At 48.6% G+C, this 23177-nt stretch carries 19 protein-coding genes; all 19 read right to left on the bottom strand.

The features are described from left to right. Positions 1–17 precede the first annotated feature (17 nt). Positions 18–611: a dipicolinate synthase subunit B gene (locus MHB80_RS13005; RefSeq protein WP_046230765.1), complete on the bottom strand. Its 594-nt coding sequence runs from the start codon at positions 609–611 to the stop codon at positions 18–20. Next, the gene (gene dpsA, locus MHB80_RS13000) at positions 608–1507 is read right to left on the bottom strand and encodes a dipicolinate synthase subunit DpsA (protein ID WP_341282518.1); all 900 of its coding nucleotides are present in this window, start codon (positions 1505–1507) and stop codon (positions 608–610) included. Before dpsA ends, MHB80_RS13005 begins: the two co-directional genes overlap by 4 nt. Positions 1508–1608: 101 nt before the next feature. Beyond that, positions 1609–2052, bottom strand: a complete 444-nt coding sequence (gene dut, locus MHB80_RS12995; RefSeq protein WP_341282517.1) for a dUTP diphosphatase — start codon at positions 2050–2052, stop codon at positions 1609–1611. After that, entirely contained in the window at positions 2033–3298 is a 1266-nt protein-coding gene (locus MHB80_RS12990) for a pitrilysin family protein (protein WP_341282516.1), read from the bottom strand. The genes dut and MHB80_RS12990 overlap by 20 nt, the downstream gene beginning before the upstream one ends. A gap of 43 nt (positions 3299–3341) precedes the next feature. After that, positions 3342–4346 (bottom strand): polysaccharide deacetylase family protein, encoded by a 1005-nt coding sequence (locus tag MHB80_RS12985; RefSeq protein ID WP_341282515.1) that lies wholly within the window; start codon positions 4344–4346, stop codon positions 3342–3344. A gap of 289 nt (positions 4347–4635) precedes the next feature. Next, a complete protein-coding gene (pnp, locus tag MHB80_RS12980) occupies positions 4636–6717 on the bottom strand; it encodes a polyribonucleotide nucleotidyltransferase (RefSeq protein WP_341282951.1) in 2082 nt (693 codons plus the stop codon). A gap of 188 nt (positions 6718–6905) precedes the next feature. Next, positions 6906–7175, bottom strand: a complete 270-nt coding sequence (gene rpsO, locus MHB80_RS12975; RefSeq protein ID WP_341282514.1) for a 30S ribosomal protein S15 — start codon at positions 7173–7175, stop codon at positions 6906–6908. 177 nt (positions 7176–7352) lie between these two features. Further along, a complete protein-coding gene (locus MHB80_RS12970; protein WP_341282950.1) occupies positions 7353–8294 on the bottom strand; it encodes a bifunctional riboflavin kinase/FAD synthetase in 942 nt (313 codons plus the stop codon). A gap of 61 nt (positions 8295–8355) precedes the next feature. Next, the gene (gene truB, locus MHB80_RS12965) at positions 8356–9255 is read right to left on the bottom strand and encodes a tRNA pseudouridine(55) synthase TruB (RefSeq protein ID WP_341282513.1); all 900 of its coding nucleotides are present in this window, start codon (positions 9253–9255) and stop codon (positions 8356–8358) included. Positions 9256–9258: 3 nt separating this feature from the next. Further along, positions 9259–10248 (bottom strand): bifunctional oligoribonuclease/PAP phosphatase NrnA, encoded by a 990-nt coding sequence (locus tag MHB80_RS12960; protein ID WP_341282512.1) that lies wholly within the window; start codon positions 10246–10248, stop codon positions 9259–9261. Continuing rightward, positions 10245–10601, bottom strand: coding sequence for a 30S ribosome-binding factor RbfA (gene rbfA / locus MHB80_RS12955; RefSeq protein ID WP_046230756.1), 357 nt, complete (start codon positions 10599–10601; stop codon positions 10245–10247). The genes MHB80_RS12960 and rbfA overlap by 4 nt, the downstream gene beginning before the upstream one ends. Positions 10602–10608: 7 nt before the next feature. Further along, positions 10609–13248 (bottom strand): translation initiation factor IF-2, encoded by a 2640-nt coding sequence (gene infB, locus MHB80_RS12950; RefSeq protein WP_341282511.1) that lies wholly within the window; start codon positions 13246–13248, stop codon positions 10609–10611. Beyond that, positions 13217–13564, bottom strand: coding sequence for a ribosomal L7Ae/L30e/S12e/Gadd45 family protein (locus MHB80_RS12945; protein ID WP_056039066.1), 348 nt, complete (start codon positions 13562–13564; stop codon positions 13217–13219). The genes infB and MHB80_RS12945 overlap by 32 nt, the downstream gene beginning before the upstream one ends. Continuing rightward, positions 13557–13871, bottom strand: coding sequence for a YlxR family protein (locus MHB80_RS12940; protein ID WP_046230754.1), 315 nt, complete (start codon positions 13869–13871; stop codon positions 13557–13559). Before MHB80_RS12940 ends, MHB80_RS12945 begins: the two co-directional genes overlap by 8 nt. 46 nt (positions 13872–13917) lie before the next feature. After that, positions 13918–15021: a transcription termination factor NusA gene (gene nusA, locus MHB80_RS12935; RefSeq protein WP_341282510.1), complete on the bottom strand. Its 1104-nt coding sequence runs from the start codon at positions 15019–15021 to the stop codon at positions 13918–13920. Positions 15022–15060: 39 nt separating this feature from the next. Continuing rightward, the gene (gene rimP, locus MHB80_RS12930) at positions 15061–15522 is read right to left on the bottom strand and encodes a ribosome maturation factor RimP (protein WP_341282509.1); all 462 of its coding nucleotides are present in this window, start codon (positions 15520–15522) and stop codon (positions 15061–15063) included. A gap of 212 nt (positions 15523–15734) precedes the next feature. Beyond that, complete coding sequence (locus tag MHB80_RS12925) at positions 15735–20045, bottom strand: PolC-type DNA polymerase III (RefSeq protein WP_341282508.1); 4311 nt, start codon at positions 20043–20045, stop codon at positions 15735–15737. Between the two features lie 392 nt (positions 20046–20437). Beyond that, positions 20438–21886 carry a proline--tRNA ligase gene (proS, locus tag MHB80_RS12920; protein WP_341282507.1) on the bottom strand — a complete coding sequence of 483 codons (1449 nt, stop codon included), beginning with the start codon at positions 21884–21886 and terminating at the stop codon, positions 20438–20440. A 6-nt stretch (positions 21887–21892) separates the two neighbouring features. Then, complete coding sequence (gene rseP / locus MHB80_RS12915) at positions 21893–23158, bottom strand: RIP metalloprotease RseP (RefSeq protein ID WP_341282506.1); 1266 nt, start codon at positions 23156–23158, stop codon at positions 21893–21895. Positions 23159–23177: the final 19 nt, after the last annotated feature.

The raw sequence follows: 23177 nt of genomic DNA, 5'->3' as shown, positions 1-23177 counted from the left end.
AACTCAGAATAAAAAGCTTAATAATTAAAACGCTCAATAATGAGCGGTTGTAACTGTTTGCCTTGCAGCGCCGCCTCGCATGTTTCCAGTGCCAAATCCATTCTCGCTACTAGCGAATTAGGCTTCTGAACCGGATTATCTTGGCCAAACGGTACAAAATAAATATTTTTCGTTACGATCAGCTTCGCAATATTCGCCAAATTAAGGCCAAGGCCATCGTTCGTAGAAATTGCAATGACGATTGGCCTTCCATTGCGCATCTGTGATTTAGATGCCATAAGCACCGCACTGTCAGTCTGCGCATTAGCCAGCCTGCTTGTTGTGTTGCCTGTGCATGGAGCAATAAGCAGCACATCAATAAGCTTCGATGGACCAAGCGGCTCGGCTTGCACGATCGTCGAAATAATTTCATTGCCAGTAATCGCTTTGAGCTGTGTCTGCCACTGCTCCGACGTTCCAAATCTCGTATCCGTCGTCATTATAGTCTGCGATACTATAGGTACAACATTCGCGCCTGCGTCTACAAACCGCTGGATTTGCGGCATAACCTCGGCAAACGTGCAGTGTGACCCTGACAATGCATACCCTACTGTAAGCCCGGACCAATTCATTCCCCATTCCCCCGATTTATCAAGTCGTCCATAATCAATTGTGTTAAACAATCGGCTATGATTCGTCCAGCAGTTCTGGGTGCGACGATACCGGGGAGTCCGGGCGCGAGCATCGCTTTAATGGCCCGTTTCTCAGCAAAGCGGAAATCAGTTCCGCCAGGCCTCGAAGCCAGATCAATAATGACGCTTCGCGAAGGAAGATTTGCTATAATTTGCGCTGTGACTATCATAGTCGGAATTGTGTTAAAAAGCAAGTCAATATTGCCCGTATATTGCCGCAAATTGCTGGTGTAGAAAGGCTCGAAGCCCATTTCGAGCGCTCTTGCAAAGTGCTCACCCCGGCGTACCCCGACAAGTACATTCGCTCCTAAGCCCTTTAACGTCCGCGCCAATGTAAACCCTGTTCTCCCGAATCCGAGCACCATGCAGGTGGAGCCATGAATCGTAATATCGGTATGTTGAATCGCCATCATCACCGCACCTTCAGCTGTCGGAATAGAGTTGTAAATCGCAACATCGTCGCGCTCAAACAACTCTACCAATTCCAGCTGATGCTGCTTGCAGAGGTCGCTCAAATATGGTTTTGCCATACCCGCGTATACTTTGCAGTGCTTAGGCAAGCGAGCCATATAGCGCTCTTCCAGCCTGATCTCGCTATCGCTGAATACAGCACTAATGACGCCTTGGTCATCGGTTCCAACAGCAGGCAGCACTAAGGCGTCTACCCCATCAAACAACCGTTCATCATATTCAGCTTGAACGGCTCCCTCGGGTGTTGACTGCAGGCCGTCAAAGCCCGATATGACCACGGTCGCATCCAGCTCCGTCAGTTTGCGAATCACCTCGAGCTGCCTGGCGTCGCCGCCGATCAGCAGCACCTGAACGCCTGTTAGCATCGGCTTCACTCCTCTCTCGCGCATGTAGATATAGACTATCTTATGCCTGGGCCCAGAATGGGTGAAAAAAAAGACCGGAGCAGCTGCTCCGGTCTTAATCATTAAACGCCAGTATGTCCGAACCCGCCGCTGCCACGCACCGTATCCGGCAATTCGGCTGCCTCTTCAATAGTAACAACCGGCACTTTCTGGAACACCATTTGGGCGATGCGCTCGCCGCGTGCAATCGTGAACGGCTCCTGCCCCAAATTAACGAGCAGTACCTTCACTTCTCCGCGGTAATCAGCGTCGATCGTTCCTGGGGAGTTCAAGCATGTAATGCCATGCTTGTAGGCCAGTCCGCTGCGTGGACGAATTTGCGCCTCCAGCTCAGCTGGCATTGCCATCGCAAAGCCAGTAGGAATGAGCTTGCGCTCACCTGGTGCAAGCTCAACAGGCTCTGATACAGCGGCCTGCAGGTCGAAGCCTGCAGCCCATTCGGACATTTTGCAAGGAAGCTTGATGTCTTCGTTGCCCTCTACTCTTTTAAACAGTACGCGATACAAAACGATCCCTCCCAAGTTTAGATGCAGCCTTTTCGCTTGAACCTACCATTGCCACCGCAAAAGGTGCCGCAAGTAAACGCTCCGTTACGCTTCTCACATCGTCCATCGTAACGGAATCAATGCGCTGAAGCAGCTCATCGAGCGTGTAATGCCGGCCCAGCATCAGCTCATTTTTCCCAAGACGGGTCATTCGGCTGCTTGTGCTCTCCAGACTAAGAATCAGGCTGCCCTTAAGCTGCTCTTTGCCACGATGAAGCTCAACTTCCTCAAGTCCCTTGGAAGCAAGCTCCTCGAGCTGCTCCATCGTCAAATCGAGCACTTCTTTCGTTTGCTTCGGCGCTGTACCCGCATATAGGGTGAACAAGCCGCTGTCCGCATAAGAGGAGTGGTAAGAATAAACCGAATAGGCAAGGCCGCGCTTTTCACGAATTTCTTGGAACAGGCGCGAACTCATGCCTCCGCCAAGCGCATTGTTGAGCAGCACCATCGCATACAGCTTCTCATCGGAAATCGAACAGCCTTGAAAGGACAGGCAAAGATGGTTTTGCTCGGTTTTCTTCTTATAGAAAATATAATCTCCACGGAAATCCGGCGCTTCCACCAGTTGAGGCGTACCTTTGCGATCAAGCTTGCCAAAATACTGCTCCAGCAGCTCCAGCAGCTTGCCCTCTTCCACATTACCTGCGACACTGACAACGGTGTTGTCAATCGTATAATAATCGTTCATATAAGCGCGCAGTGTTTCAGGCGTCATTTCGGCAAGACGCTCCTCTAGGCCCAGAATCGAATAAGCGAGGGGGTGATCGCCATATGCGGCACGCGATGCTTCATCATGCACCTTGTCATCTGGCGTGTCCTCATACATCGAAATTTCTTCTAAAATAACATTCCGCTCTTTCGCCAAATCAGTCTCGTCCAGCTTGGAATTGAAAAACATGTCCGAAAGCGCATCTACAGCGAGCGGCAAATGCTCATCCAGCACCTTGGCATAATAGCAGGTATACTCTTTGGAGGTAAACGCATTTACATTGCCCCCGATACCATCGAACAGGTCGGCAATGTCTTTGGCACTGCGCTGATCTGTCCCCTTGAAAAGCATATGCTCGATAAAATGGGAGATCCCGTTATTTTCAGGCGTTTCATTGCGGGAGCCTGTTTTTACCCAAATGCCAAATGAAACCGAGCGGAAGGTGGGAATATATTCGACTACGACTCTTAAACCGTTGCTAAGCGTATATTTTTTCACGAAGGGTCCTCCTGTAAGCATGAATGTAAACACTATATCAAAATTATGGTTGCGGCTCAACACCAGCGGGAATCCGCGCCTCCGACAGCGTCTCGCTGACGGTGCCAAGCGCATAGCCCTGGCGTTTGATTTCACGAATCATTCCGGTTAAAGCATCGCGCGAGGACGCTGTTGGATGCATCAGAATAAGTGCGCCTGGCTCCAGCCGCGATGAAATGCGCCGAATGATCCAGTCCGCATTCGGCTTCGTCCAATCGACCGTATCTATCGTCCATAACACCGTGCGAAGCCTCTGCTCCGCCGCCACCTGCACCGTCATTTGGTTAAAATCGCCCGAAGGCGGGGCAAACCACTTATTCGTCACGCCAAGCGTCGATTTGAGCAGTTCCTCCGTGCGGGAAATTTGCAAATAGGCAGCATTGCGGCTGAGCTCGCTCATCTTCGGATGCGTATACGCATGATTGGACATTTCATGCCCTTCCGCCTGAATCTGCTTGGCAATTTCCGGATATTTCTTCAGCCACGAGCCATCGAGAAAAAAAGTTGCCTTTACCTCTTCCTTGTTCAAGGTTTGAAGGATCGGCGTTATGTATTCATTGCCCCACGCAACATTGATCATTAGCGAAGCCATTTTTTTGTGCGGATTGCCTTTGTATACCGGATGCGGACCTAAATCTGTCAGCTTAATGCGCGGGGCCGTCTCCTTGTACACATATAAAATCGGCGAGAGTGAACCCGACGCTATCGTCTTCTCCACCGTGCTCTCGACGTCTACCTCCAGCCCATTATAACCGGGAATCGCCTTCCATACGCGGTCAATACGAGCATCGACTGGCTTAATGGAGCGGCTCTCAGCTTCCGCTGTAACAGCAGCACGCAGCTTCGCTTTATTTTCATCCAGAATCGACTCATCCGTCTGCGTCATCATGCCGCTTTCCCGTTTGATTGCGCTGATATAATCGGCAGTCCCTCCCGCGTTCACGCGAATAAACACGACCATAATCAGCATGCAGCCTATGGCTGCTCCTATTTTTCTCAGCACCTTCATTCACCTCGTCCCTCATTGCTCCATATGTATGAATAATAGGACGAGATTATGTTAGAGAGAAATTGGCCGACTTTTATTGGAAAGGAATTTTTGACGGCAAAATAAAAAGAGACAGATGAAATCTGGCTCTTTGCTCCGTTTATAAAACAAGTATAAACGGCGTTGCCGTTTTTTTGCGGCAACAATCCGTTTGGCGCAGAAATAGACTCGTAAAATAAGAGAAAACCTCTGCAAGCTTATATTTTGAGAAAGCACCTTGCGGTGCCCCTACCTTGTAACGCTGCAGCCGTTATTGTGCTGGTACAGTTGGCGTCAATACAGCTTTACGGGACAAGTTAATACGGCCCTGCTGATCAATTTCCGTTACTTTAACTGTAATTTGGTCGCCGATCGCGATGACATCTTCCACTTTAGCGACACGTTCGTTCGCCAGTTGGGAAATATGTACAAGACCGTCTTTGTTCGGTAAAATTTCAACGAATGCGCCAAATTTCTCGATTCGCTTAACCGTACCTAAATAAATTTCGCCAATTACCACTTCCTTCACAATGCCTTCGATAATCGCTTTGGCTTTTTGGTTCATCTCTTCATTAGAAGAAGCAATGTAAACCATGCCGTCCTGCTCGATATCGATTTTCACGCCGGTTTCTTCAATAATCTTGTTGATGATTTTACCGCCAGAGCCGATAACATCACGGATTTTGTCAGGATTAATGCGAAGCGTGAGAATTTTAGGCGCGTACTTGGAAAGGTTTGGACGAGCAACCGATATAATCTCCGTCATTTTACCTAGAATATGCATGCGTCCTTCGCGTGCTTGCTCAAGCGCCTGCTCCAAAATCGAACGATCGATACCGTCAATTTTGATATCCATTTGAATGGCCGTTACACCTTCTGCTGTACCTGCTACTTTAAAGTCCATATCGCCGAGATGATCTTCCATCCCTTGAATGTCGGACAAAATGGAGAAATGCTCGCCATCTTTAATCAGACCCATCGCAATACCTGCAACCGGAGCTTTAATCGGAACGCCTGCGTCCAGCATAGCAAGTGTGCTTGCGCAAATACTAGCCTGCGATGTTGATCCATTCGATTCGAGTACCTCGGATACAAGACGAATAGCATAAGGGAAATCAGCCTCAGATGGAATAACTTTCGACAACGCGCGCTCACCGAGAGCACCATGTCCAATCTCACGACGGCCTGGAGGACGAAGCGGTCTTGCTTCACCTACGCTGAATGGCGGGAAATTATAGTGATGCATAAAACGTTTCGTTTCTTCCGGGCTGACGCCGTCAAGAATTTGCACATCGCCAAGCGGTCCAAGCGTACAAATGCTGAGTGCTTGTGTTTGTCCACGTGTGAACAGTCCCGATCCGTGTGTACGCGGCAATATCGCCACATCACATTCGATTGGACGAATTTCTTCTGGCGCACGGCCATCAGGGCGAATTTTCTCATGTGTAATTAGGCGGCGAACTTCTTCTTTAACGATATCGTAAAGCACTTCTTTAACATCGCCAAGCAGTTCAGGCGTCTCTGCATATACTTCATCGAAATGTGCAACCGTATCCACGTTAACAGCATCAATAGCATCTTGACGCTCATGCTTCTCGGGAATGCGGATCGCTTCAACCAAACGAGCAGATGCAAATGCGCGTACAGCAGCATTTACTTCTTCGTTGACTGTATGAAGCGTAACTTCCATTTTTTCTTTGCCGGCAACTGCCTGCAATTGCTCGATTGTAGCAACGATTTTCTTGATTTCATCATGCCCGAACATAATTGCTTCCAGCATAACGTCCTCAGGAACTTCATTCGCTTCTGCTTCCACCATCATAATAGCATCTTTCGTACCAGCAACGACAACGAAAATATCGCTATTCTGCTCTTGTTCAACGGTTGGAATGATCACGAATTCGCCGTCAACACGACCTACGCTCACGCCGCCGATTGGTCCGTTAAATGGAACATCAGAAATCGCTAGCGCTGCGGAGGTACCAATCATTGCAGCCATTTCAGGCGAGCAATCCTGATCCACGCTCATGACAATATTCGCGATTTGAATATCATTACGAAAGCCTTCAGGGAACAAAGGACGAATTGGACGGTCCGTCAGACGGCTTGACAAAATCGCGTTCTCACTCGGACGTCCTTCACGTTTAATAAAACCACCAGGGATTTTACCAACGGCATACATACGTTCTTCATAGTTCACGGTAAGTGGGAAAAAATCTAAATCCTTAGGACCTTTAGAAGCGGTCACTGTACAGAGTACAACGGTGTCGCCATAACGAACGGTTACAGCAGCATTCGCTTGCTTCGCAAGTCTGCCTGTTTCTAGAACAAGCTTCCGTCCACCCAAAATCATTTCAACCTGTTGCAAACGTATCCCTCCTGTGTTTCAATAATAATTTTAAACGATTGACAAACATAACATTCGCCAGCAGGACCTCTATATCCTGCTTAACTCTCGCATATTACAAAAAGCAACCCGATTTTGCCAAGTCCGTAATGCCGGACAGCAAAACAACCAGGTTGCTTCTCTTGAAACATGTTTTAGCGGCGAAGGCCGAGTTTTTCGATCAATGCGCTATAACGGCTAACATCTTTGTTTTTAAGGTATTTCAACAGCTTACGACGTTGACCTACCATCTTGAGCAAACCACGACGGGAGTGGTGGTCTTTCTTGTGCTCCCGGAAATGTTGCGTCAAGTTAACGATGTTTTCCGTTAGGATAGCTACTTGAACCTCCGGTGAACCCGTATCGCTCGCATGCGTTTTGTGCGTATCAATCAATTCTTGTTTACGCTCTTGTGTAATTGCCATCCTAAAGTCACCTCCTTGAACTTATATTCAATAATCGCCATTAGCCCAGGCGCCGTCGGTGAGAGCGGACATCCAAGCTAAGGTTCCAATTGCAGCTGCGTATTCTGACAAAAAGTAGAATCGCAACGTGTTTTAGTATATCACAAGCATATAGCAAAAGTAAATGCCAATAGGCAGTTATTCCACGCCAAACTGACGCTTCGCCTGCTCAGCATCCGCATGGATTTGCCGGATAAGCTCATCCACGCTGCTAAAACGCTGCTCAGGACGGATAAAAGAATGAAATTGCAGTTTAATGGGCTCATCATAAATAGCTTGATGAAAGTCGAATAAATGGGCTTCCAGCACCGGACGAATATCTTCTTTATTAAAGGTCGGTTTCATCCCATGATTTAATACGCCATAATACGACTTGCCGAGTACGACCGCTGATATGCCAAAAACGCCGAGGCGCGGCATGACATAAGGCAAGGAAACATCCACATTAGCCGTCGGGAAGCCAATGCTGCTGCCTCTGCCATCACCGTGCACAACCGTTCCTGCTATCTCAAAGGGACGTCCAAGCAGCTTTGTCGCAAGCTCAATATCACCGTCGCTAAGCGCCTGTCGAATATAAGTGCTGCTCACCTTCAAGCCATTATCGTATAGCGGCTCAACAATTTCGACCTGAATGTCCGGCTCGCATAACGCCTTCATTGCGGCAGCATTTCCTTGGCCCTTGTAGCCAAAATTAAAGTCAAAACCAACTACAATTTGTGCAGCTCCTAAACGGCGAAGCACTTCGTCAACAAACTGCTCCGGCATAATCGCTGCAAAATCATGATCAAATTTGACGACTAGCACCAAATCGACACCTAATTCAGCAAATAGCGACTGTTTGACCGCAAGCGGCGTCAAACAGTTGTAATATTGATCGCCACGGCCAAGCACTTCCTTCGGATGCGGGTTAAACGTCATAACCGCCGAAAACCCTCCGGTTCTCTTGGCTGCTGCAACAACTTGCTCAATGACATTGCGGTGTCCGCGATGTACACCGTCAAAATGTCCAATTGCAATAGAAAGCGATTTATTTCGCAGCTGTTCCGGCAGCTCAATTGCCGGATATTCCAATGAAATCATTTCCAACGCTGATGCACCTGCAATTCCTATATGACTTTCCGATAACCAAGTATAAGCCCAGTTACGAGAATACCTTGATAGGCGTGAGTACCGATAAAGCATAATCGGCCTCGAAAATACCAATAAACAATTCATTTTCATCAAAAAGACGTATCGGCTGGTCCGTTTCTAGCTCTTCAGCAAGCAAACGAAGCGGGAGCTTCTGTCCTTTCAGGGCAAGCGAGGCCGAATGAGCATCGACCGTAGCGCGAGGCAAATGCTGGATACCCAGCTCAGCAGGCAAAATAAACGGCCCAATCCCCTCCGTGCCAAGAGCTTCAATCTGCTCTAGGCTTACGCATTGCTCCTTCGTAAAACCTCCGGACATCGTCCGGGTAAGCTCCGCCATCGCCGCTGGAACGCCTAGCGCCTGGCCGATATCTACACATAATGTGCGGATATACGTTCCTTTGGAGCAGACAACCGAAAATGAAAAACGCGGAAACTCCAAATCAAGCTCCAGATCGAGCAGCTCAATTTGATGAATCGTTACTTGCCGCGCTTTGCGCTCTACAGTCTTGCCTTCACGTGCCAGTTCATACAACCGTTTTCCATCTACCTTTACAGCAGAGAACATCGGCGGAACTTGTTCGATAACGCCAACGAAGCCGCGCAGCACGCGAATAATATCTTCACGTGTTACCTGCACACCTGTTTGCTCCTGCGTAACCGAACCTGTCAAATCCTCTGTATCCGTTGCAATGCCCAGCTGGATAACAGCTTCATAAGCCTTGGGACGCTCCTGTACATATTCGACTACACGTGTAGCCCGGCCGAGACATAGTGGCAGAACACCTGTTACCATCGGGTCCAGCGTTCCCGTGTGACCGATACGCTTCATCTTCAGCAGTCTTCGCACCTTGGCTACGACATCATGCGAGGTCCAGCCGGCAGGCTTCCATACTGCGATTATACCGTCCATCTGTTAGCTCAACGCCTTTCTGACCGCATCGACCAACTGGGCGATTGCTTCTTGAAGCGGCGCATCAATACGACAGCCAGCAGCGCGGACATGTCCGCCGCCGCCAAAAGATTGGGCAATCGCGGCAACATCCGCCGTCCCTGCTGATCTCAAGCTGGCTTTCACTCCGCCATCTTCCGTCTCTTTAAACATAATGCCGACTTCTACGCCGTCAATATTCAGTGCATAATTGACGATGCCTTCCATATCTTCCGATACCGCACCTGTCTCAGCAAAATCATCCTTATTGACATATAGCCAGCCAATTTGCTGATTATCGCTAAAAGTAAGTCTGCTAAGGCAGCGCTGCAGAAGCTTTAGCTTTGACATCGTCATTTTTTCGAGCAGCAGATCGGCCAGTTTGTGACCCGGTACACCAATCGACAGCATGCGGGAAGCAATATTCATCACATGTGGTGTCGTATTGGAGTAGCGGAAACCGCCAGTATCTGTAATGAGCCCTGTATATATAGCCGTCGCGCATTCCAAATCAATGGAAATGCCCGCACGTTCAATTAAATCATATAAAATCTCAACCGTAGCTGCTGCATTCGGACGAATCAATTGAACCGTACCAAAGCCGTCATTAGTCGGATGATGATCAATATTGAGCAGTTCCACTCCCGGAGCAAACAAGCTCTCTACTTTGCCCATCCGGCGATAATCAGCGCAATCGACCGCAATAACGCGAGCATACGATTGTGTTGGCTGTACTTTCGCATAATTAATAATCGTATCGAATGAGCGCAAATGAGCAAGCCTTGAGGGCAGCTCACTTTCGTTAATCAGCGTAGATTTTTTCCCAAGTTTCTCCAGCAGCCAACCGACGACGACCGTCGAACTAATGGCATCGCCATCTGGCTGCACGTGGGAGACGACCAAAAAGTCGTCTCCACCGCGCATAAAAGCAAGTGCATCATCCAACTGCTGCAAATAGGATGCAGCTGCCGTCATGATCCTTTGTTCTCCCCATTAATTTCCTCGAGGATTCCTTCAATCCTGCTTCCATACTCAATGCTGCTGTCGAATTTAAAGATCAGCACTGGCGTATGGCGCAAACGCATCCGCTTGCCAAGCTCAGAACGGATAAAGCCTGTTGCACGACCGATTGCTTTGAGCGTTTCTTCCTTTTGCTCTTCGCTGCCCAGCACGCTTAAATATACTTTGGCTTGGGACAAATCATTACTCGTTTCAACGCCAGTCACTGTAATAAAACCGACGCGTGGATCTTTAATTTCTGTCTGGATAATTTGGCTGAGCTCTTTTTTAATCTGCTCGCCTACCCGACCTACACGAATTTTAGCCATGCTTTATTCACCTCTCTACTGACTCCATTACGAAGGCTTCAATAATATCCCCTTCTTTGAAGTCGCTAAACCGCTCAAGCGTAATTCCGCACTCGTAGCCTTGAGCAACTTCCTTGACATCATCCTTGAAGCGTTTGAGCGTATCGATTTTACCTTCGAAAACAACGATGCCGCCGCGAACGATCCGCGCTTCAGAAGAACGAGTAATTTTACCAGAAGTAATCATGGAACCAGCGATTGCTCCGACTTTGCTTACTTTAAATACGTTGCGGACTTCAGCATGGCCAATAATTACCTCTTTGAAGATAGGATCAAGCATCCCTTTCATCGCTTGTTCAATCTCTTCAATTACGTTATAAATAACGCGGTGCATACGAACATCAACTTTCTCCTGCTGCGCGGCCTGATCAGCCTGCGGCTCCGGACGAACGTTAAAGCCGACAACGATCGCATTCGAAGCAGAAGCCAGGTTGATATCCGATTCGGTAATCGCACCTACACCGCTATGAATGATTTTGACACGTACGCCTTCGATATCAATTTTCGCGAGCGAGCCTTTCAGCGCCTCTGCCGAACCTTGAACGTCGGATTTAATAATAACGTTGAGATCCTTGATCTCGCCATCTTTAATATGCTTATACAAATCGTCAAGCGTTACGCGGGAGTTCGCGCCAAGCTCGGATTGACGGTGCTTAATCGCACGGCGATCAGCGATTGCTCTCGCTTTACGCTCGTCTTCAAACACCATGAACGGATCGCCAGCAAGTGGAACCTCTGTCAAACCAGTAATTTCGACTGGTGTTGAAGGTCCAGCTTCTTTTAAGCGACGGCCCTTGTCATTAACCATAGCCCGGATACGGCCGAAGCAGTTGCCCGCCACGAAAGCATCTCCGATTTTGAGCGTACCATGCTGTACGAGTACACGAGCAACTGGACCTTTACCTTTATCGAGTTCAGCCTCAATGACTGTACCGCGTGCACGCTTGTCAGGGTTAGCTTTGAAATCATTGACTTCAGCTACAAGCAAAATCATATCGAGCAGTTCTTCCAGACCAATACGCTGTTTCGCTGAAACGTTAACGAAGATTGTATCTCCGCCCCACTCTTCCGGAACCAGCTCATACTCGGTCAAAGCTTGCTTGATTTTATCTGCATCAGCATCTGGCTTATCGATTTTGTTAACCGCAACGATAATTGGAACGCCTGCTGCCTTCGCATGGTTGACTGCCTCTACCGTTTGCGGCATAACGCCATCATCGGCTGCAACAACGATAATTGTAATATCCGTTACTTGTGCACCACGGGCACGCATGAGCGTAAACGCTTCGTGACCAGGTGTATCGAGGAACGTAATCTTTTTATGGTTAGCTTCGATTTGGTAAGCACCAATGTGCTGGGTAATACCGCCAGCTTCTCCGCCCGTTACATTCGTTTTGCGAATCGCATCGAGCAATGTTGTTTTACCATGGTCAACGTGACCCATGATCGTTACAACCGGAGGGCGAGGCAGCAAATCAGCTTCTTCATCCGTTTCTTCTACCGTTTCGAACGTATCCTCTTCAACCGGAATCTTCACTTCTACTTCAACGCCATATTCACCGGCAAGCAGAAGGATCGCATCCATGTCGATTTCTTGGTTAATGGTAGCCATTACGCCAAGAACGATCAGCTTTTTAATAACTTCCGAAGCATCTTTATGAAGCAATTTCGCCAATTCGCCAACAGTCAACGTACCGCGTACGATGATTTTTTTAGGCGTATTGTCGATTTTCTCACGGAATACTTGCGGCTGATTGCGCTGGTTGCGTCCTCTGCCACCGCGATTATTGTTATTGTTACGGCCAAAACCGCCTGGTCTGCCATCTTCAAACCGTTTTTGTCCTTGGTTTGCACCTGGTTTTCTTGCGCCTGGCTTGTTATTCGAATTGCCGCTTGTGCTTCTCGAAGCATCGCCTGCCGGACGGGACGGACCTGTTCCAGATGGACGATTAGCTCCTTGTGAAGCTGGTGGACGCGATGGGCCGCCACTGCTTGGACGGTTGCCTTGGCCTGATCCTTGACTAGGACGGCTGTTTTGCGATTGTCCACCTTGGCTTGGACGGCTATTTTGCGTTTGACCGCCTTGACTAGGACGGCTGCTGCTTTGCGATTGGCCAGAACCTTGCGCTGGACGGCTGCCGCTAGGCGCTGCGGACCTGTTGTTGCTGCTTGGGGACGATTGGGACGGACGTTGCTGTTGGTTGTTTTGCGTTGTCGTTTTAATAGAATTCATAGGCTCCTGTCTATCTTGCGTAATTTTTTTATTGTTTAATGCGGAAGCTTCAAGCTCCGGTTTAATGGCTTCTTGCTGTGATACTGGTTGCTGCTTCGGCTGAGCAGGCTTAGATGGCGCCTGCGAAGTAGAAGATACGGTTGCTCCGCTTGATTCTTTCGCCCGCTTCGCTGCTGCGTTAGCTTTAATATCGCGGAAGAAGCCTTCCACTTTATTAACCATTTCGTTTTCCATCACACTCATATGGTTGTTAACGGGCATATCTAGCCGTTTAAGAATCGTTATAATTTCTTTACTGCTCATACTGAGGGATTTCGCATATTCGTATACACGCAGCTTATCTTTATTGTCCTTGCTGTCCTGTGGTTTGTTCAATATGATCCACCTCCGAATTTTGATTCAGATGACCCGCAATCATTTTACCGAACTTTGCGTCAGTTACCGCCAGTACGACTCGGTCCAGCTTTCCTATAGCTTTTCCAAGTTGATCGCGGTCGAACGCTTCGGCGAGCTCTACCCCATAGGTGCTGCATTTATCTTGAAACTTTTTTTTCGTATTTGGAGATGCGTCACCCGCAATAATGACGAGATGCACCTCTCCCTTACGTACCGCCTTGAGCACAATTTCATCGCCAGTAACCAATTTTCCAGCTCGCATGGCCATGCCGAGCGAGGACAAGCCTTTATTCATCTTCATCGCTTACCCGCTCCTTTTCTGCCAGAAACTCTTCCTCTACCGCAATGAAATCCTGTTCAAGCTGGTCGTAAATGGCTACACCAACAGGTTGCTTCAAAGCTCGATCCAGTGCTTTTGTCTTTTTGGCCAGCTTAAAGCAGCTGACTTTCCCACACAAATAGGCGCCCCGACCGGCTTTTTTGCCAGTAAGATCAATTAGAATCTCCTCATCAGGCGTTCTAACGACCCGAATAAGCTCTTTCTTCGGTTTCATTTCCTGGCAGGCTACGCATTTGCGCAGCGGCACTTTTCTCGGTCTCATCGCACATCCCCCCTTTACCCGTTGATGAACGCAGCCGATATATTAGTTAAGCCAGATCAATGGAAACCGAATCTTGCGGCATAACTGCCGTCATCGTTTTCTGACGACCGTACTCCTGCTCAGCTTGCGATTCACTCTTAATGTCGATTTTCCAGCCAGTCAGCTTCGCCGCTAGACGAGCGTTTTGCCCTTTAATCCCGATTGCAAGCGAAAGCTGGTAATCCGGCACGATGACACGAGCCATTTTTTCCTGCTCAAATACGATAACTTCAAGCACTTTAGATGGGCTAAGCGCGTTCGCAACGTATTCCTCGACATTTTCAGACCAGCAAACGATATCGATCTTCTCGCCTTTCAGCTCGCCAACAATCGTTTGTACACGCATACCCTTCGGACCTACGCATGAGCCTACAGCGTCAACCTCGTCATTGCGCGAGAAAACGGCAATTTTCGAACGGAAGCCAGCTTCGCGCGCAACCGAGCGAATCTCAACGACTCCATCGTAAATTTCCGGAACTTCTAGCTCAAATAAACGTTTAAGCAGACCTGGATGCGTACGGGACAAAATAATTTGCGGACCCTTGGTCGTATTTTCCACTTTCGTAATATACGATTTCACGCGGTCTCCGTGCTTGAATTTGTCAGTCGGCATCAGCTCTGTAAGCGGCATAACTGCTTCTACTTTGCCCAAATCGATAAACAGGTTGCGAACGTCCTGGCGCTGCACGATACCATTCACAATATCCTCTTCTTTGTCGATAAAAGCATTGTAGATCAGGCCACGCTCTGCCTCACGAATGCGCTGCGTCACGACCTGCTTCGCAGTTTGTGCTGCAATACGGCCAAAATCACGAGGCGTTACTTCAATATCCGCCACATCATCCAGCTGGTAATGCGGATTCACTTCACGCGCCGCTTCTACTGTAATTTCCAAACGGGGATCAAGCACTTCGTCCGTCACCGTCTTGCGGGCATATACTTTAATAACACCCGTGTAGCGGTTAATATCGACACGCACATTTTGCGCAGCGTTAAAGTTCCGCTTGTAGCTTGAAATCAGCGCTGCTTCGATCGCATCAATCAGCACTTCTTTGGCTATCCCTTTATCCCTCTCTATTTCCGATAATGCTTCAATAAAATCCATGCTCATTGGAACTCTAGTCCCCCCTTCAATAATAACAAACGTTGTTTAAAAAACGATAGCGAGGCGTGCTCCTGCCACTTTAGCATAAGGAATGGCATGCTCTTTCTTGCCGACTTTGACCACAAGCTCTTCTCCATCGAACGAAATAAGGTCGCCTTCAAATTCCTTGGATGCGTTAATCGGCTCATAGGTTGTGATGTATACGTGCTTGCCGACGGCTTTGCGCACATCTTCGGCTTTCTTAAGCGGCCTTTCGGCGCCAGGCGACGACACTTCTAGAAAATAAGCATCCGTTACCGGATCGTTCTTGTCCAGCTGTTCACTCAAAAATTCGCTAATACGGCCGCATTCGTCAATATCAATGCCGCCTTCCTTGTCTACTGAAACCCGGAGGAAGAAGTTGCTTCCTTCCTTGACGTACTCAATATCAACAAGTTCAAATCCATTTTCGCTTAGAAACGGTGTAACCATTTCTTCCACGTCGGTTTTGATTTTGGAAATGCTCAAATTGCTGCTACCTCCCGTTCGGTCCAAACGATTGATTTGGCCTTTCAGACCCTTAAAGACCCGAAAACAAAACGTAAAGAGTGGGTTTCCCCACTCTTCTGCATCAAACGCTTATCAACATCATTGCCACGAAAATTATAACATAACCGCATAAGTAGTGACAAGAAAACTTTTCAAGTTGAAATGCTGTACAAATGCCGATATACCACGTTTTAGAACAGCGACAGCTGGTTTGATTCCGGCAATCCGCGGAAGCAGCCCATCCCGTTTAGCACCTCAACAATCGTTTTACTTGCCTTCGACCTTTGCTGGAAATCCTCAATCGACAAGTACTCGCCATCGTTGCGGGAAGCCGCTATATTGCGTGCTGCATTTTCTCCAATGCCCGGAATCGCCGCAAACGGAGGCACGAGCGAATCGCCATCGACTTGGAATTTTGTTGCATCCGAACGGTACAAATCAATCGGTTTAAAAGAAAACCCGCGCGCTGTCATCTCAAGGGCCATCTCGAGCAGCGAGATGCTCGCTTTCTCCTTAGGCAGCGCCGCAAAGCCTTTTTCTTCAATTTCAATCAGCTTGCGTTTGATTGCATCATAACCTTGGCACAAAATTTCAAGGTCGAAATCCTCGGCGCGAACGGTAAAGTAAGTCGCATAATAAGCAATCGGATAATACAGCTTGAAGTAGGCTGTGCGCACCGCCGAAATAACATAGGCCGCGGCATGCGCCTTCGGAAACATATACTCAATGCGCAGGCAAGAGTCAATGTACCACTGCGGCACCTTGCAGCGTTTCATCTCTTCGATCCATTCGTCGGAAAGCCCCTTGCCCTTACGCACGCTCTCGGTAATTTTAAAGGCTAGACCCGCATCCATGCCCGCCTTGTAAATTAAATAAAGCATAATATCATCCCGGCAGCCGATAACGGTTTTGATATTGCAGGTTCCCTTCTTAATGAGCTCCTGCGCATTGCCTAGCCAAACGCCGGTTCCGTGCGACAAGCCGGAAATCTGCAGCAAATCGGCAAAAGAAGACGGCTGCGTCTCCTGCAGCATTTGCCGAACGAACTTCGTCCCCATCTCTGGAACACCGTAGGTCGCGACAGGCGTGCGAATTTTCTCTGGAGAAACATCAAGCGCTTTGGTCGAGTTGAACATGCTCATCACTTTAGAATCGTTCATTGGAATCGTTGTTGGATCAACCTCAGTCAAATCCTGAAGCATGCGCATCATTGTCGGATCATCGTGTCCGAGTATATCGAGCTTGAGCAAATTGGTCTCAAAGGCATGATAGTCAAAATGGGTCGTTTTCCATTCCGCATTTACGTCATCGGCCGGATATTGAACAGGTGTGACATCCTCTACCTCAATATAATCCGGCACAACGACGATTCCGCCCGGATGCTGGCCCGTGCTGCGCTTGACGCCCGTTACGCCGGCAGCCAGTCTGGACAGCTCGGCGCCGCGCCATTTTTTACCGTTCGCTTCTTCATATTTCTTGGCAAAGCCAAAGCCCGTTTTCTCCGCTACCGTACCAATCGTCCCGGCCCGGAATACCGCTTTTTCCCCAAACATGATCTTCGTGTAATTATGGGCAATCGGCTGGTATTCGCCAGAGAAGTTAAGATCGATATCAGGTACTTTATCGCCTTTGAAGCCAAGGAACGTTTCGAACGGAATGTCCTGACCTTCACCCTTTAGCGGCTCTCCGCATTTTGGACAAATTTTGTCGGGAAGGTCAAAACCGCTTGGTATGCTGCCATCGAGAAACCACTCGCTATGCTTGCACGCTGGATTTTTGCACATATAATGCGCTGGCAGCGGGTTAACCTCGGATATGCCGAGAAACGTAGCTACGACGGAGGAACCAACCGAGCCCCTGGAACCGACCAAATAACCATCCTCATTCGATTTTTTCACCAACCGCTCGGAAATTAAATAGTTCGCGGCAAATCCGAATTTGATAATCGGCACGAGCTCTTTCTCCAGACGGTCTATGACGACTTGCGGCAAATCCTCGCCATAAAATCCTTTTGCTGTATTGTAGCAGGTGGTACGGATTTCCTCCTCCGCTCCCTCCATAATCGGCGTAAACAGCTCTGGCGGGAACAGGTCAAACGGCTCAAAGCGTTCTGCGAGCTGCACCGTATTGGTCACAACAACCTCATACGCCCGGGCGTCTCCAAGGAATGCAAATTCCTTAAGCATTTCATCGGTTGTACGGAAATGGGCATCTGGCTTGCGCATATCCTTGAGCGGGCTAAAGCCCGTTATGCCATGAATAGCAATGTCACGGAACAGCTTATCCCTCGGGTTTAAATAATGGACATTGCCTGTTGCAATAACCGGCTTGCCCAGCTCATCGGCAATTTGGCACACACGACGGTGTGCTTGCTCAATTTCTGCACGGCTGCCAACGAGACCTTTGTCCACTAAATGCATGTAAAAATCAATCGGCTGAATTTCCAGCACATCATAAAACCGCGCGACTTCTACTGCTTCCTCATAGGATTTATTCAGCACCGTTTCGTAAAACTCGCCTTTTTCACAGCCGGATATGACGAGCAGTCCTTCTCTCAGTTCCACCAGCTTCGTCCTCGGGATGCTTGCTACCCGTTTAAAATGCTTGGTATGGGAAAGCGATACGAGCTTATATAAATTTTTCTTGCCGACCGCGTTCAGTGCATAAATACAGCAGTGAAAAGGGCGGCTGTTCGATAAATCGATACCGACATAATCATTTAATTGATGAAGGCCTGTCACATTACGTTCTGCCGCATCGCCAATCAAGCCGAATAATACGCCGCCCAAGGCGATGGAGTCATCAATCGCCCGGTGATGGTTTTCCAGACTGATTTTGTATTTAGCCGACAGCGTATTAAGGCGATGGTTTTTCAAGCTTGGATGTAGAAATCTCGCCAGCTCCAACGTATCAAGGACCGGGTTTTTAATCTCTGGCAGTCCAAGCGATTTGCAGTTAGCTTGCAAAAACCCAATATCAAAGCGGGCGTTATGGGCAACGAGTACAGTATCGCCAATAAATTCAATAAATTCGCGCAGCTTCGGTGCAAGCTCCGGCGCATCCTGCACCATTTCATCGTTAATATTAGTCAATTGCTGAATATGATAAGGAATTTTCTCATGCGGATTAATGAAGGTAGCGAATGTCGCTATTTCTTTGCCATCTTTCATCTTCACGCCCGCTAGCTCAATAATTTTATTGTTAATGACCGAAAGTCCCGTCGTCTCGATATCGAAAACGATATATTCGGAGCCAGCAAGCGGCTGCTCCCGCGAATTAAGCACCATCGGGACTGCATCATTTACCACGTTAGCCTCTAGGCCGAATAATAGCTGAATGCCGTTCTTTTTCGCTGCTTTCGCTGCTTCCGGGTAACATTGCACATTGCTGTGATCAGTGACCGCCATTGCTTTATGTCCCCATTTGGCTGCCATCTTTACATAAGCGTCAATGGGAGCCACCGCATCCATCGCGCTCATCGTCGTATGCAGATGGAACTCTACCCGCTTTTCCTCCGCATTGTCTTTGCGCTCCGCTGGCGCATGTACCTCATGCAAATCATTCGGCATCATGACAAGCTCGGGTTCCTGCATAAAGCGGTCGTATTCGACTCTGCCTCGCGCCTTCACCCATTTGCCGTTGGACAATAGATCTAGCACCTTGACATCATCTTTTGTTTTGGCGAACATTTTTAGTGACAAGGAATCAGAGAAATCGGTCAGGTTGAAGGTAAAGAGCGTGCTTCCATTGCGCAGCTCCTTCTTATCTAGTCCGAAAACAGCGCCTTGCACCGTTATTTTCTTCTCTTCCTCGCGAATGTTCATCAACGGAACCGGTTCTTCGCGAATGTCATATCCAACCGCTAGCTTTGCTGGCGGCTCGCCGTCATCGCCCAATTCCTCAGCTGCCGCGCTGGCCATAATTTGCTGAATGACCTCGCGTTCTTCGGCTACCCGCCGCTGCTCAAACTCTTCGTAAACCTCTGCTTTTGCTTCGCCAACGGCAAGCTTTACTTTATAGCTGCGGCTAAATTGCTGCTCGTAAAATCGAGTGATTTCTTCGTCCATCCGCTTTTTGCGTGCCAGCTCAAGCCCCATTTCATCGAGCATCAGCAGCGTAATAACATCGCCTTCTGTCGTAATCGTGGCTTTGAGCAGCCAACCATTGACCGAAGCAATTTCCTTCTGCGCCCACTCTTTGAAAAGCGGCCAATATTCGCTCGCAAGCTCCTCTGAAGAAAGCTGTTCATCGTATATAAATTGGAAAGTGGTATCGGCAATATGGGCAAACTTTTGCTTGACCGCCTGGCATAGTCCACTATAGGCCTTATAAGGAACCAAAGACGTTTTGCGAATGCAAAACGTCCACTTGCGGTTGTTTTTAGCGACTACAACCTGATCTATATAACCATCCTGAAAAAAGGATTGTATCATTTCCTGCGGTAATTCCGACTGCTGCAGCAGCAGCTCAAAGCGCTGCCTTTTATTGTCGGTTTGGCTCATGAATTTATCCACTCCTAACGCTCGCTGGCTTATTTTCGGTATTGTATAGCGAGAGATATGGATCGGCTCGGTTAAGGGGGATCAACGCTACGTGAAAGGTTTGGCTTACGATCGCCATTGCTTTCGGATTTCTTCAACATCAAGCCGCATCAGCGGTTGAAATCCGAAAGCAAAAGCGAACGCGAACGCTTCTCCAGCTCAAACCTTTCACTCCACTTGCCCCCTAAACCTCGCTCTCCCCACCGCAAAAACCGTTGTATAAGCGCTCGCTAAACCAGCACTTCTCATAGAAGCAGGGAAATGGTTGATTCCATTTCCCTGCCTTGAAATTGCTTTGAAATTAGCATAACACATTAAAACACAATACAGAACCATAAAATATAATACTCTTTCTAGTAAGCGCGAGCGAAAACGACCGTATGCTCGGCGGCATCGCCACAAACGAGGCATGTACTCTTTTTCTCGGCAGGCTCGAAAGGAATGTTGCGGCTTGTGGCGCCCGTCTCTTCCTTGACCTGCTTCTCGCATGCGTCCGAACCACACCAGCCCGCAAGCACAAAGCCGCGCTGCTCCTCTTGCGATGCCTTCATTTCATCCAGCGTATCTACCGAATAGAAATGATCCTCGCGGAACTGCTTCGCTTTCTCAAACATCTCATTATGGATCTGCACTAGCATCGCCTCTACTTCAGCGACAAGATTAGCCTGCTCGACTACCTTCTTTTCGCCGCTAATGCGGGATACGAGTACAACTTGTCCATTTTCCATATCACGTGGCCCCAGCTCAAGACGAAGCGGAATGCCGCGCATTTCATATTCATTGAACTTCCAACCTGGGCTTACGTCGGAACGGTCATCGACCTTGACGCGAACGCCCGCTTTTTTAAGCTCGGCATACAGCTCATCTACTCGGCCAACAACTTGGTCGCGTGTTTTTGCTGGTCCAATTGGGATCATAATCACTTGTGTTGGAGCCACTTTAGGCGGCAAAGCAAGACCACGATCGTCACCATGCACCATGATCATCGCACCAATGAGACGAGTACTCACACCCCATGAAGTCGTGTGGGCAAATTGCAGCTGATTTTCACGATCCAAATATTTAATGTCAAACGCTACCGCAAATTTCGTTCCCAAGTAATGAGAGGTTCCCGCCTGTACGGCACGGCCATCCTTCATCATCGCTTCAATGGAATACGTATCTACCGCGCCAGCAAAACGCTCCGAAGGCGTCTTTTGGCCTACGACAACCGGAATGGCCAAAAACTCCTCGACGAAGTCACGGTAAATGCCCAGCATTTGCATCGTTTCCTGACGCGCTTCCTCTTCATTTTCATGCGCCGTATGGCCTTCCTGCCATAAAAACTCGCTTGTACGCAGGAACGGAAGTGTCCGTTTCTCCCAGCGGACAACATTCGCCCATTGGTTAATAAGCAGCGGCAGATCTCGGTACGATTGAATCCATTTCGCATACATATGCCCGAACATCGTCTCCGAGGTTGGACGAATAGCAAGGCGCTCCTCAAGCTTCTCGCCTGCTGCTTCCGTTACCCAAGGAAGCTCAGGATTAAAGCCCTCGACATGCTCCTTTTCCTTCTGGAAAAAGCTTTCTGGAATAAAGAGCGGGAAATACGCATTGCGATGGCCGGTTTCTTTAAAACGGCGGTCCAGGTCACGTTGAATATTTTCCCATAGCTCATAACCTTCCGGGCGAAAAATAATACATCCGCGCACTGGCGAATAATCCATAAGCTCGGCTTTTTTGATGACATCAATATACCATTTCGAGAAATCCTCGCTTTGCGGCGTAATTTCCGAAACAAATTTTTTATCCTTAGACATAAAAGATTAAGACTCCCCTCGCACCAATCGCAAAATATCGTTATAGGTTACTACCAGCATCAGCAGCATAATGAGCGCAAAGCCGACGAAATGAACCATGCTTTCCCGGTTCGGGTCAATCGGTCTGCCGCGCAGCGCCTCCAGCCCGAGAAAAATAAGTCTGCTTCCATCCAGTGCTGGAATGGGCAACAGGTTGAAAATCCCCAAATACAAGCTCAGCATGGCGGTCCATCGCGTCAATTCGGCGATTCCCTGCTTGGCAATTTGGCTTGTCACCTCTGCAGTACGCACAGGCCCGCCTAAATCATCCAGTTTAAAATCACCGGTTACGAGCTTTTTAAGACCTTCGAAAATAATAATGGTCATCTGCTTCATCAGCTTACCCGCACCCGTTACCGTTTCTGTAATGGTTGCCGTGCGCGTCTTGTAAGTAGCAGTGATGCCGACTTTACCGACTCCTTTGTCATCCGAAGCTGGCGTCAGCTCTATCTTCTGCGCTACGCCGCCGCGCACAATGTCCATTTGGATCGGCACGCCAGGCGAGCCGCCAATAATCTCAATCATTTTATCATAATCCGTACCAATCGGCGTACCATTAATCGCTTGAATCATGTCGCCGCTTTGCAATTGGGCCTTTTCAGCCGGCATCCCCTTGCTAATCGAATCAACAAGTAAATTTTCCGGAGTACCTGCGAGTTGAATATAAGCGCCACACAATACAAACGCCAGCACAAAATTCATAAACGGACCTGCAAAAATAGCCCGCGCCCGCGCTGCTACCGATTTGCTGCCAAACTGTCTGTCCAGCGGCGCAATTTGCGTTTCTTTGCCTTTGGTAATCATCAAGGCTTGTGGATGCAAGGAAAAACGTTCCTTCTCGCCCTCAATATCGAGCGTAACGAACAAATCCCGTTCCAAGTCTATCTGAGTCACTTCACCACGAATGACGCCGCTGCGCTCATCTAGACGGTCCAGGTACAGTCTCGTCACCTTATCGTCTTTAAGCTTAATCGCAATCGTCTGCCCAGAGGCCACGTCTACAATTTCCGGATCCTCGCCTGCCATGCGGACGAAGCCACCTGCCGGAACAAGGCGAATGGTAAATCGCGTTTCACCGCGTTTAATGGAAATGAGCTTAGGTCCAAAACCGATGGCAAATTCCCTGACCAATATTCCTGCTCGTTTGGCAAAATAATAGTGGCCCCATTCATGGATCGTCACAATCACGAAAAACACGAGCACGGTTAATAAAACAATCTGAATCGTCTCCATATAGAGCCTCCTGTTCGTA

The organism is Paenibacillus sp. FSL H8-0537 (assembly GCF_038051995.1).
Lineage (GTDB): Bacteria > Bacillota > Bacilli > Paenibacillales > Paenibacillaceae > Pristimantibacillus.
The sequence above is the reverse complement of the archived record's forward strand: the minus strand, read 5'-3'. Positions and strand labels throughout refer to the sequence as shown.